Genomic DNA, 12,645 nt, shown 5'->3' with positions numbered 1-12,645 from the left:
GTACGGACGGCCTTGGACCGGCCGGCTTGGCTGACCGCGAGGACGTGCGGGGACGGTCCCGGCGCCGGGTGCTCGTCCGCACCCGGTGTTGTCAGGGCGCGGTGTTGTCAGGGCGCGGAGACGGGTACGGCGGCGGTCAGCACGGCGCCCTCTCCGGGCGCCGACTCGATGGTCAAGGTCCCGCCGAGCTGGCGCATCCGGGCCCGCATCGCCGGGACGCCGTGTCCGCGCAGTCCGGACGGGGCTTCGGGGAGGGAACTGGGATCGAATCCCCTTCCGTTGTCCGCGACATCGAGGACGACTTGGTCGTCGAGCCGGGTGAGGGTGAGCGCCGCGGCGGTGGCGCCGGAGTGTTCCCGTACGTTGGCCAGCGCGCCCTGGGCGATGCGCAGCAGTGCGGACTGCACGCGCTCGGGCAGCGGGGCGATCCGGCCGCCCGCATCGATGTGGACGCGCACCGTGAGTCCGGCGCCGGACTCACGTGCCGCGAGGGCGTGCAGTGCGGCGTCGAGATCGCCGCCGTGGGCGAGGTCGACGGGTGCGAGGTCGTGCACGAAACGGCGGGCCTCCGCGAGGTTGAGCTCGGCGATGGACGCGGCGGCGCGGACATGGCTGCGGGCCTTGGCGGGGTCGGCGTCCCACGTCCGGTCAGCGGCCTGGAGCAGCATCTGCTGGCTGGACAGGCCCTGGGCGAGCGTGTCGTGGATCTCCATGGACAGCCGCTGGCGTTCGGCGAGGGTGCCTTCGCGGCGCTCGGTGGCGGCGAGCTCGCGGCGGGTGCGGACGAGGTCGTCGATGAGGGCGTGCTGGCGGGCCGCTTGACGCTGCATGTGGAGGAAGACGGCAGTGGTGAGCGCGGCGACGGCGGCCGGTCCGATCACCAGGTCGAGGTTGAAGCGGGGGGCCAGCGTCAGCTGCGCGAAGATCACGAAGAGCGTGAGGAAGGCGACGAGGACGTACGCGGCGACCGGCGGCAGGGTGCGCAGCACGGAGTAGAAAAGTGGAACCGCGACCCACGCGAAGCTGGGCGCGAGAAGGACGAGGACGGCCCACACGGTGACGACCATGCCCAGCCAGGCGAGCCGGGGGGCCGGAGGCCAAGGCCCGCGGCCTTGAGGCGGGTGCGTCGCCTTGACCGACATGGCGGGGCCGAGCAGGTAGAGGACGGCCAGCACGACGGCGAGGCCGATCACCCATGGCGCGCGGGCTTCCTCGGTGTGCCGCTGGACGAAGCGGACCATCGACGTGCCGATGAGCACGAAGAACGTGACGCGCATGACCAGGGCCAGCCGCCGGTCGTCCGGATCACTGCCGGACACGGCCGCTTCGTCCGCCCCCGCGGCGGGACTCGGCGGGCCGGAGGGGCCGCTGGGGTCGGGCCGCACGTGCGCCTCCTGACAGGGGGTCCCACCCCCGAAATGGACAAACAGTCATATTGTCACCGAGTGGGACGGGTCCCGGGGGATACCGATCGGATGACCCGCGTGTCACTTCTCCGTCCTGCCGTCGGCACCCTCGCCATCGGCGGCGGCGCAGCGCACCCCGGTGGCGCCGGGCCAGTCCGCCCAGCCCGCCCCACGTCCCGAACGCCGTCTATCGCTCCGGCCCTTCGGGGAACAGGTCGGCGATCAGAGCCAGCGCGGAGGGCGCGACGATCGCAGCTCCCCGTCCCTGGACCGCACGGCTGGTCACCAGCAGTCAGGTGTGGTTCACCGGGAGAACTCCTGCACCGCCAGACCTTCATCGGCCCGCAGCGCACCCGCACCGGACCCGACGAGGCAGACCTTCCCGTGGTGCATTTCGTCCAGCACCTCCCGGGGATGCCCGTACCACTCGATCTCCATCAGCTCCACGGTTCCATCCGCCGGGGAAGGCAGCTGGTAGAGCGTCCCGATGCGTGCGGATCCGTACAGGCTCCGCACCACGCACACGGCCCGTGAGGCCTCTGCGCTCTCGACCGAGATGATGAGGAGCCGGTGGGCGTCAGCCGCCATACCCATGAGCCCGGCCGGACTCCGACTCTCCGCGCGCCGCCGCGATCTCCGCGGTCAGTTCCATGGGCTGCATCCCCTCCGGCGCCGGTCGCGGCCTGGAGCGCAGTGTGCTCTTACGTGACCAACCTCCATCGTCGCCGCGGCCCCTCACCCGAGGCTGACGCTCCAGAGGTCCCCGTGGCCCGGCCAGTCGTCCCGCTCATCCTCACCGTCGACGACCAGTACGGACACTTTGGTGTCCGGGTTTCGGTATTCCACGTAGTCACCCCGTGTCGTGCACTCCAAGGCCCCCTCGGCCAGACCGGCGGCGGCAAGAGCACCCTCCACCTCCGACCATGCCGTGTACGGCGCGAAATCCACACCCGTCGCCGAACTCCACTCGGCCCCGAGGGCCGGATCGCCGGGCAGTCGGTGCAACTCCAGCGAGCCGCCCCTCAGAACCCGGTCGGGCTCGCCCGAGAAGTACAGCTCGACCAGCCCGTAGTCCCGCCGGAGCGTGCCGCCCGAGCCGTCCTCCTCGATGAAGTCCACCGGTAGCGCGAGATCGGCTTCCGCCACGGCCGATCCGGGCCGCAACCCACGCAGACTGCCGGCGGCCAGGAATGCTGCGATGAACTCGGGTCCGGTCATGGCAGTCTCCAGTCGGGTGCGGGTGGTCTGTTCGCACAGCGTCGTGCCGTCCCAGGTGAACACGGTCTCGTCGGCGGCGGGCTCCACGGTATGGAGGCGCTGCCGCCGGTACCGGGCCGTCTCGGCACGGGTCACACGGGACGGTCCTCGAAGCGGTGCACGACGATCCAATAGTCGTCGTCCTCCTCAGTCAGGGCGCACAGTCGTCGGCCGTCCGGAGACATCGCGATGACCATGGAGCCGGCCCCCGGTACGAGGGCGGCGGAGAGCGCGGTGTGCGAGGTGCGGCGCACCCGGACCCAGTCGCGATCGGCCCCCCGGACCAGGAAGCAGCCCTCGGCATCGATGACGGCAGCGGTCCGCGCGTGCTCCAGCCACAGCCGGTCGGCCTCCGCCAGCGCCCCCGGCGCCGAGCGCGCCACGGTGGCCCGCGGGACCACCTCGACGTTGACGACGGCCTGGAAGGCCCGCGCGTACGAGGGCAGCCCCTCGGCGACGCCCTGCGACACGACCTCCAGCCCGGTCTTCGCCAGCTGCGGCGCCGGCGCGCTCCCGCTCTGTTCGCCTGTCATCCTCAGCCACCGTTCTCGTAGAACAGGTGATGGTCGCCGCCTTCCTTGCGGAGTTCGCGCACCGGGGCGCCGTCTGGTTCCGGTCGATGCGCGCCGCTTGCCGCGGCGACTGCCGGCCGTCCATCCGCCATGGACCCCGGCGCCTCCCCAGCGATCAGCGTCGCGCAATCCGCTCCACGAGTTCCCCCGGAAGTGGATACACCCGCTCCCCGGGCAGAAGATCGGCCGCTGCGTTCAGGTCCCCGGACCTCACCGCGGCGTGGACCTCGTGCGCCAGCGGAGTCACGTCCGTGATGACTCTGATCCACTCGTCCACGTACAGGCCAACGGCCGGGCCCGACAGGCCTACCTGGATCGCACGGTGCGGCAGAGGGTTCAGGGCCAGGTCCCGCTCAGGATCCCACTGGACACGGACCGGGCTGGACTGGACAGCGGTCCGCCATTCTTCCTTGGTCGCGAACCGAGCCCGATCAAAATGACTGAGGCAGGAATGAGAAAGGGCCCATTCGAAGCCCTCCCGCGTGATGTCGATGGCGAGAACGCGTTCCTGGTCGACCTTCGCACCCCACCCACAGCGATACATCATCCACAGGAATGACGGTTTGATCCATGTCATCCGAGCACGCTTGAAGGGATCCACGAAAGTGCCCGACTTCAAGGCTGGTTCGGCGATCCGCGCCGGGTATGCCTGATAAACCGTGATGGTCTCATCGTCGAACCGTGCACGGACCTCGTTCGTCAGTGCGTCGCCGGTCATACGGAAGCCTCGCCGGCCCATACCTCGGGCTTCACTAGCACCGGGTCCGCCACCGAGCGCGCGCCCGCCGCGTAGGCGAGCCACCGCAGGTCCTCCCATGCGAAGAAGGGCTCGCCCCAGGTGTCCACCCAGAGCCGCAACACTCCGTCCCCCGCGGGCGAGCAGGTCATGTCCCACCAGGCCCAGCCTCGGATCTCCAGCTCGGGATCGAAGCGAGAGAGCCAGTTTTGCAGGCCCCAGGGCGCGCTGCCGGTTCGCTCGGTGTACCGGTCCCGCCCCTCGACCGCGAAAGGCTCCGGGGAGCCGCCGCCGCGGCAGGCGCCGGAGAACCATCCGGGAATCGTGTCCACGGGCAGGTCGTCGTCGTCGAAGGACTCGGAGACGGCGATCTCCAGTACGGCGTCCAGGACCCCGCGCAGCCTGTCCGTGTACCGCGCCGGATCCCCGTCCACGGTCAGTTCGAAGAAGGCCAGGACCGGGGGCGCCGAATCAGACTCCGGCCGGCGGGCCACCCGCGACCTCTCGATTTCAAGGTCTTCGATTTCGTGCAGCATTTCACAATCCTCGCTAAGAGTCCTGGACGATCCTACCGGAACCAGGAATGATGACCTTGCGCATTTGGTCGATCACCTCGCCTGGGAGTCCGTACAGGTCCGTTCCTCTGGTGGGGTCGGATATCTCCGGATAGATCTGCTTCACCTGCTTCCATTCCTGCTTGGTGAAGCCGAGTCCGTCCGGCTGCTCTTGGGGAACCGCCCTCGCCCGGATGTCATCCACGAAGCTCTTCGGCACGTCGAAGGCGACGATCTGGCCGTTGTCTCCGCGGAACTCCACGGTGTGCCGCAGATCCCCGCTCATGTTGACGTACAGATGGTTGTTGCCGTCGATCGTGACGTTGCCGTTCTCGTCGATGTGCACCCTCTGACTGAGCGGATGCTCGGTCTGCTTGCGGTACACGGTGACCCTGCACTCGTCCGGAGCCAGGCCCAGATGGTCCGACCACGTGTGGGGGTTGTGGACGTACGCCATCGGGTTGGGCGCCGGGGCCAGGCCCAGCGGGTCAGGGCTGAGGTAGCGCGCCGTCTCCGGGTCGTACGTACGGAAGGCGTTGTAATGCAGACCCGATTCGGGGTCGAAGTACTGCCCCGGAAAGCGTAGGGGCGTGTAGGTCGACGCGTCGCGGTTCCATGTGGTCGCCCCCCACAGGGTCGACCGGGTGCGCCAGGCCACCTCGCCCCGCTCGTCCACGAGTTCGGTGGGCGTGCCCACCAGGTCCGTGACGATCGAGAAGAACCGGCTGTCGATCTCCTCCCTAGGTGCCGCGAGGATGCGCTCCGTCTGTGTCAGTGGGTGCAGTCCCCGATGCTCCCAGGTCAGGGCGACCGGGTGGGGGAGCTGGGCGGAGCGCGTGGTCTGCTCACAGAGGTTCGCGCCCTCCCAGGTGAAGACCACCTCCTCCACGACCTCGCCCGTCGCCGACAGGCACTGCTTGGCCGCCCGCCGGCCCAATGGGTCGTAGATATAGCGCCAGACCGTGCCGTCCGGGGTCGTCACCCCCACCAGGCGGTCTTCGGCGTCCCACGAGTAGTGCCAGGTGTCCGGCTTGCGGGAGAGCCTGACCTTCTGCCGCAGTACGACACGCCCCTGCACGTCGTGCTCGTAGCGCACGCCTCCCGCGCTGACGATGCGGTTGCCGGTGTAGGTCCGCGGCCCAGCGGCCGACCCTGCGTCCGGGTGGGGAATGGGCCAGGATGCGGAGGTCTGGTTCCCCGCTTCGTCGTAGGCGTAGCGCTCCGTCCACGCCCCCGCCTCCACCGACGTGACGCGTGCGGCACCGTCCAAGGTGAAGGTGCGCACCCCGCCCAGCGCGTCGTCCACCGCGGTCAGATGGCCATCAGGCCGGTAGGTGTAGCCGCGCCGTTGCAGGGTCCGGCCGTCGATACCGGTCAGGTGCTGCTCCGTGAGGCGCCCCACCTCGTCGAAGCCATGCGAGAGCGTGACGCCCGCGCCGATCCGGCGGACGGTCTCGCGGCCCATCGCGTCATGCTCGAACGTGAGCGTCCGACCGGAGGCCATCAGGCTCGCGCGGCGGCCGGCGGCATCGTACGACCACTCGCTGACCGTGCCACTCGGCGTGATGCGCCGCGCCGTACGCCCCAGTTCGTCGTACGCATAGCTGAGCGTGCGGCCGTTGACCGTCTCCGAGTGCAGCAGGCCCTCACGATTGCGAATCCGTGTCAGGGTCACATCCGGGCCGACGGCCCGCGCAAGCTGGTCGGCATGGTCGTACTCGTACGTGGTGACGGCGCCGGCGACATCCTTGCGGGCGGTCTGCCCGAGCGCGTTGTACTCGTACCGAACCGTCTCCCCGAGGGCGTTGGTCCGGGCCGCAAGCCGATTGGCCGCATCGTAGGCGTAGTTCAGGGTCCGGCCGTCGAAGTCCGTCTCCGAAGTCAGCCGGCCCGCGGGGTCGTACTCGTACGTCCAGGTCAGGCCCTGCGGATTGGTGACCTCCGTCAGCCGGAGCTCGAGGTCGTGTGCGAAGGAGTACCGCGCCCCGTCGGGCCCGGTGCGCGCCACCAGGGCGTCGAAGTCACCGAACTCGTATACCGACCGCCCGCCGTTCGCGTCCGTATGGGTCAGGCAGTTGCCCTCACCGTCGTACACCCACGACTGCTCGCTGCCGTCGGGCTCCACCCGACGCAGCAGACGGCCCTCCACGCTCCACGTCAGCCGGGTGACCCCGCCGAGCGGATCCGTGACGGTGGCCACGCGCCCGAAGGCGTCGTAGGTGTACCGGGTGACGGCACCCAGAGGATTGGCGGATTCGACGACGAGGCCCGCCGCGTTGCAGCGGATCGACGATGTCTCACCGAGAGCGTTCGTCACCGAGGACAGGTGGCCGCGGTCGTCGTACGCGTACCGGGTGTCCGCACCGGAGGTGCCGGATACGGAGAGGAGATTGCCCCGTTCGTCGTAGGTCCGGCGCACGGACGTGCCGTCCGGTCGTGTGACCCGTTCGGGAAGGCCGAGCGCGTTGTACTGCATCGCCGTCCGGCGGCCGTCGGTGCGTTCGACGGATGTGACGAGTCCGTTGTCGTCATAGGTGATGCGGGTTGCCAGACCCAGGGGGTCAGTCCGCTTGAGCAGCCGGTTGAACGGGCCCCATTCGAAACGGGTCGTGGCGCCGTTCCCGTCGGTCTCGGCGACGACGAGCGACCTGTCGTCGACGACGTAGCGGCGCTGGTGACCCAAGGCGCCGATGACCGTCGTGACGCCGTCCCCGTACGTGAACCGGGAGTCCACGTGTCCGTTCGTGCCGGACTGGGCGGTGCAACGGTCCTGATCGTCGTACGTGTAGTCGAAATGGCGGCCGTTGGTATCGGTCCACGAGACGATCCGTGCGTGCTCGTCGTAGCCGAACCGCAGGGGCAGCCCTGACGAGTTGATGACCTCGGTCAGATCACCGTCGGTGTAGGCGTAGTCGAGGACCTTCGTGCCGTCGGCGAGGGAGAGCGAGGTGATCCGGCCGCCGCTGGTGGTGAGGTGCACCCGGTAGCCACCGCTGTGGCTCATACCCGTCGGAGTGCCGTCCGCGTCGTACTCGTACGCGATCCAGGCACCGTTACGGTCACCTAGCTGGACAAGTATGCCCTCGGCCGTGAAATGCCAGACCCGGCCCGTCTCCGGGTCGGTGACCGTGAACTCTCCCTCCGGCGTGACCGACAGGGGCCAGCGGCGCCCATGTGTGGGCAGCACCGGCACCCCCGGCGCGGGGTGTGGATAGGCCAGGATGCTGCCGTCCTCGCCGACGAGGACGATTCCGACGGCATCGATCTCCAGGCGCTGATCAATGGTGCTCGCCCAGCACCGGCCGAACCACCGGCCCGCCTGATAGGAGGACTCGAAGGTACGAGTGAATGCGAGCGGCAGCGAGCCCGGCAGGGCTAGGTCGGTCTGTGGCAGGACCATCCGGCCGGTCGCGACATCGACGGGGTCGTCGACGCACGTCGTGTCCTTGCCCGTACGTGACGCGCTGCCGGGCCCGTCCTTGTCCAGACCGGTGCGGCCTGGACCCTTGAGGTCGTCGAGGTGTTTGGCCGTGGAGCCGATCTTCTTCAGGGAGCCCAGGCCCTTGGAGCCGACGAGTTCCGGGATCAGTTTGCCGATGCCCTCGGAGGGGTCCTTCATGAACTCGTCGAGCATCTGCTTGCCCGCACCGAGCGGGTCGTTGGCCAGTGTGACGAGACCCGCCGCCGTCGAGTTCAGGTTCGTCACGTACTCGGCCGGATGCGTCAGGTTGTACGGATCCATCGGGTTCAGCGCACGCGCGAAGTTCACGATCCCGGCCGTGCCCTTGATGACACCACCCGTCAGGTGCGTCTTGGCGAGGTCCAGGTAATCCATGCCGTCGCCGAGCTGCTTGGCGTACGAGGGCTTCGGCGGAGCCGCGTCCCGCGCCGCCCGCACCGCCGTACGGACCGTCTCCGCGACGTCGTTGCGCTGCTTGCGGGCGCTGTCGAGCTTGTCCTGGGCGGCCGTCGCGATCGAGGTCCCCGGATCGGTGAAGTTCTCCGAGGGGCGGGGCGGCAGCGGATCCTTCTTCGCCTTCAGCGCATCGTTGTAGGTGTCGACCAGCTTGTTGTGCGCGGTGCGGGCCTCGGTGGAGACCTTCTTCGCCCGGTTGTACTCCTCCAGGGCCTCCTTGGCCTGCCCCTGCGCCCACTCCACGGTCTCCGCGAACCGGCCCATCGCGTCCGCGGCCTTCCCGAAGGCCTCGGCCGCCTTGAACCACCTCGGCGGTTCCTTCGCCACCGACTCCCTGAAGGAATCCGCCGTCCTGCCCTTCAGGCCGTCCGGCTCCCCCATCCCCTTCAGCCCGTTGCCGACCTTGTCGAAGGACGCCTTGAAGTCGTTCAGGTGGGAAACCTGCGCGCGGATCTTCGACACGCTGCCGTAGACCAGCTTGTTCGGGTCCTCGGTCTGCCCCAGCTCCAACTCCGCGACATCCGCGCCCAGTCGGTTGGCGGCCGAGCGGCTCTTGTCACGGATCCAGTCCCCGGCACCGTCCAGCCCGACGTCCTCGGCCAAGCCCGCCGTCTTGTCCCCGGCCCACTCGACCGCGTCACCGAGGTCCTCGACCCGGTCCTCGGCCCAGTCCTCGGCCCCGTCCGGAACGAAGTCCCGCCAGCCCATCAGTGACCGTCCCCGTCACGCTTCGCCTGCTCCAGCAGGTCCTTCAACGAACCGATCCGCCCCGAGGACGTCAGCGTGTCCCCCGTGTCCGACCAGGTCTTACGCATCTGCTCCTGGCTCTTCTCGAAGGACTCCGCGCTGTAATCGGGCTTGTAGACGTCCGCGGAGAAGATCTCTCCCCACGGCTTCTTCTCGATCTCGTCCTCACTCGCGTGCGGATTGCCGTACGCCGCGTTCGCAACCACCCGGAACGTGCCGTGGAGGTACTGCTCCTCCTCCCACACCGTGCCCGCCGCGATCCCCAACGACTGGGCGAGAGTGCTCGCGTCCTGCACGAGGCTGCGCACGCCCCACTCCCAGCGCTCGCAGAAATCCTCGAAGTCGCCTGCGAGCCCGGCGTGCCCGGCCTCCATGCCCGTCATCGCCAGGTTCTCGAACCCCGCACCCATCGACGCACCGGCCGCGTCCCCCGACTCCCGCAGCTCACCGATCGCGGCCCGCAGACCGTCCTGGATGTTCTTGACCGCCGCCGGCGATACCTCCAGGTCCCCGTTCCCGGCCATCAGGCGGCCTGCCCGCGGTCCCGGTCCCGGTCCCGGTCCCGGTCCACGGCATTCGCGTCCGGAACGATGCCCGCGACCGGCGGGAAGAACATCGACCCGTCCTCGTCCGCCACGTTCACGACCACACCCGCCGGACCGTCCGCGGCCGGGATCACGGCGTCCACCAACCGCGCGCCCAGCACCGAGAGGTACTCCCACTCCCGGCCGGCATCCGCCTCACCGCGCGCCGCCGCGAACCGGGCCAGCGCCTCCTCGTCCGTGAACGCATAGATCCAGCGGATACCGCCCGACACGGCTGACATCAGACCACCATCAGGACCATCGGCCACCGGAACCAGCAGAGCAGCCCGCCGGAACTCCCCGAGCAGGCGTGCCGGGTCGCCCAGCCCATCCCGTATCGCCGCGATTTCTCCGGTCAGTTCCATGGCGTGTCCCCTCCAGCGCCGGTCAGCGTCCTAGAGCAACACGCTACCGGGGCCCCCACCGGTTCCCTCAGGCCCCCTGGTAGGGCCCCGTCAGACGTGGTTCACCGGGAGGACGTCCGGGGAGAGGGTGCCCGACCGGGACGCGGCCGAGGTCATGCGCTCTCGCTGGCGACCGGGCTGATCGCCGGTGTCGAGCAGCTCCACCAAGGTCCGGGCATCCGCGAGTGTGAGGCGGCCGGTCTGGCGGGACGGAAACCGTGCCCCTCACTCGTGCGGGTGGAACCCGGCGGCCAGGGGGACCAGCGTGGGCCGGGCTTGGGGCTGCTCGACGCCGACGGCTACGAGGCTGTGCCGCGGATCGCGGCGTTGCCGTCACGTGCCGCACGGAGACCGACAGACCGGAGTGGACCCCCGTATGCCCTTGTTCAGTTCTGCACGCCACAGACCGGCGAACAGCGTCCAGACCGGTGTCCGGACCGGTGCCGTCACGGCGGCGAGCCTCGCGCTCGTCCTCGCCCTCCCCGGCGTCGCGATGGCCGCACCGGGGGACCTGGACACCACGTTCGGTACCGGCGGCCAGGTACTCACTCCGGACTTCGGGCGGGGCGACAGCGCCCGCGACATGGCCGTGCAGCCCGACGGCAAGATCGTCGTCGTGGGCACCACCGGTACGGGCAACGACGACGGCGACTTCGCGGTGGCCCGCTACAACGCCGACGGCAGCCTCGACACCGGCTTCGGCGGCGACGGCACGGTGAGCACCGACTTCCAAGGCGCCGAGGACCAGGCGAACGCCGTTGCGGTACAGGGCGACGGCAAGATCCTCGTCACGGGACACGGCCGCATCGAGGGGGCCGGCCAGTTCTTCACCGTGCTGCGCTACAACGCCGACGGCAGCCTCGACACGGCCTTCGCGGACGGCGGCGTGCTCGTCCCCCAGTGGGCCAACGGCCAGGACAGCGGCATGGCGCTGAAGGTCCTGCCCAACGGCCAGTTCCTGGCAGCCGGCACCTCCATCGGCCAGTTCGTCGTGGGGCGCTTCACCGCGGACGGCAACTCCGACGCCTCTTTCGGCACGTTCCTCGGCAGCAACCTCCACGGCTTCCCGGGCGGCGGCCCCTCCTTCATGGAGGACATCACGCTGCAGGACGACGGCAAGATCGTCGCTGCCGGGTTGTTCGACAGCACCAACGCCGGCAACCTCGACTTCGCGCTGGCCCGCTACACCGCGGACGGCATCCTGGACACCACCTTCGACACCGACGGAATGGTGGTCACGGACTTCGGCGGGTCCGACGCCGCGCGCGGCGTGGGGGTACAGACGGACGGCCGGATCGTCGCCGCCGGCAGCACGGGCGGCGACATCGCCTTGGCCCGCTACAACACCAACGGCGCCCGCGACACCGCCTTCGACACCGACGGCCTGGTGACCACCAGCCTGGGCGGTACGGAGTCCTCCTGGGACATGGAGCTCCAGAGCGACAGCAGGATCGTCCTCACCGGCGCGGCGGCGGGCAACTTCCTGGTGGCCCGCTACAACACCAACGGCAGCCTCGACACCGGCTTCAGCGGCGACGGCGTGGTGACGACGGACTTCGGCGGCGCCGACGAGGGTCGCGGGGTCAAGCTGCAGTCCGACGGCAAGATCGTCGCCGCGGGCACCGGCGGACCCGGCATCGACTTCGCGCTCGCCCGGTACGAGGGTGGCGGCGGATCGGTACCCCCGCCGCCCCCGCCGCCGGCCGAAGGGGACGTCTCGGTCGCCAAGAGCGGCCCGGCCACCGTAAGCATCGGTGACCAGGCCGCGTACACGGTGACGGTGACCAACAACAGCACTGAGCCGGCCACCGGCGTCACACTGTCCGACCATGTCACCGGAGCGTCCCCCACGCTCCTGTCGGCCACACCGAGCCAGGGCACCTGCACCACGACGCCCACCAGCGCCGCCTGCGCCCTGGGCACCCTCGCCCCCGGCACATCCGCCACCGTGGTGGTGGTCGTCGAGCCCAGGACCACCGGCACCCTCACCAACACGGCGGCGGTCGACGCCACCGAGACGGACGCCGACACCTCCAACAACTCGACCACCTTCACCACCACCGTGAACAACGCCCGTGGCTGCGCGATCGTCGGCACCAGCGGCAACGACACCCTCGTCGGAACGAGCGGCAACAACGTCATCTGCGGCCTCAGCGGCAACGACACCGTCTACGCGGGCCCCGGCAACGACGTGGTCAGCGGCGGCTCCGGCAGCGACACCCTGATCGCCGGTCCGGGCGCCGACAGCCTGGACGGCGGCTCCGGCAACGACACCCTCAACACCGTCGACGGCGTCAACGGCAACGACAGGGCCGTCGGCGGCAGCGGCTTCGACCGCTGCTCAACGGACCCGGGCGACATCCGCAGCAGCTGCTAGTAGCCACCCATCCCACCCGACCTCCTCACCCCTCCACCTGCGCGGCCTGGACACTCCCCCGGGCCGCGCAGGCGTTGGGGTTGGACACCGAG

The 12,645-nt window shown here is 69.7% G+C and carries 10 protein-coding genes; 1 reads left to right on the top strand and 9 read right to left on the bottom strand.

Annotated elements, in window-relative coordinates; translation table 11 throughout:
- Positions 1–107: 107 nt before the first annotated feature.
- The 9 genes from AC3IYI_RS30000 to AC3IYI_RS29960 form a co-directional block, all read right to left on the bottom strand.
- A complete protein-coding gene (locus tag AC3IYI_RS30000; protein WP_489406606.1) occupies positions 108–1,385 on the bottom strand; it encodes a sensor histidine kinase in 1,278 nt (425 codons plus the stop codon).
- A gap of 324 nt (positions 1,386–1,709) precedes the next feature.
- Positions 1,710–1,994, bottom strand: a complete 285-nt coding sequence (locus AC3IYI_RS29995) for a hypothetical protein (RefSeq protein ID WP_489406605.1) — start codon at positions 1,992–1,994, stop codon at positions 1,710–1,712.
- A gap of 147 nt (positions 1,995–2,141) precedes the next feature.
- On the bottom strand, positions 2,142–2,759 hold the full coding sequence (locus AC3IYI_RS29990; RefSeq protein ID WP_489406604.1) for a hypothetical protein: 618 nt from the start codon (positions 2,757–2,759) through the stop codon (positions 2,142–2,144).
- Positions 2,756–3,196: a hypothetical protein gene (locus AC3IYI_RS29985; protein ID WP_489406603.1), complete on the bottom strand. Its 441-nt coding sequence runs from the start codon at positions 3,194–3,196 to the stop codon at positions 2,756–2,758. Before AC3IYI_RS29985 ends, AC3IYI_RS29990 begins: the two co-directional genes overlap by 4 nt.
- Positions 3,197–3,350: 154 nt before the next feature.
- Positions 3,351–3,953, bottom strand: coding sequence for a DUF4291 domain-containing protein (locus AC3IYI_RS29980; protein ID WP_489406602.1), 603 nt, complete (start codon positions 3,951–3,953; stop codon positions 3,351–3,353).
- Positions 3,950–4,507 (bottom strand): hypothetical protein, encoded by a 558-nt coding sequence (locus tag AC3IYI_RS29975; protein ID WP_489406601.1) that lies wholly within the window; start codon positions 4,505–4,507, stop codon positions 3,950–3,952. The genes AC3IYI_RS29980 and AC3IYI_RS29975 overlap by 4 nt, the downstream gene beginning before the upstream one ends.
- A 13-nt stretch (positions 4,508–4,520) precedes the next feature.
- A complete protein-coding gene (locus tag AC3IYI_RS29970; RefSeq protein WP_489406600.1) occupies positions 4,521–9,149 on the bottom strand; it encodes a putative T7SS-secreted protein in 4,629 nt (1,542 codons plus the stop codon).
- Complete coding sequence (locus AC3IYI_RS29965) at positions 9,149–9,712, bottom strand: hypothetical protein (RefSeq protein WP_489406599.1); 564 nt, start codon at positions 9,710–9,712, stop codon at positions 9,149–9,151. Before AC3IYI_RS29965 ends, AC3IYI_RS29970 begins: the two co-directional genes overlap by 1 nt.
- Positions 9,712–10,137, bottom strand: a complete 426-nt coding sequence (locus AC3IYI_RS29960) for an SseB family protein (protein ID WP_489406598.1) — start codon at positions 10,135–10,137, stop codon at positions 9,712–9,714. The genes AC3IYI_RS29965 and AC3IYI_RS29960 overlap by 1 nt, the downstream gene beginning before the upstream one ends.
- 415 nt (positions 10,138–10,552) lie before the next feature.
- Here AC3IYI_RS29960 and AC3IYI_RS29955 point away from each other — a divergent pair, with 415 nt between their 5' ends.
- Complete coding sequence (locus AC3IYI_RS29955) at positions 10,553–12,553, top strand: calcium-binding protein (RefSeq protein WP_489406597.1); 2,001 nt, start codon at positions 10,553–10,555, stop codon at positions 12,551–12,553.
- The last annotated feature ends 92 nt before the right edge of the window (positions 12,554–12,645 follow it).

It is taken from the genome of Streptomyces sp. GL_148 (genome assembly GCF_057834205.1).
The sequence above is the reverse complement of the archived record's forward strand: the minus strand, read 5'-3'. Positions and strand labels throughout refer to the sequence as shown.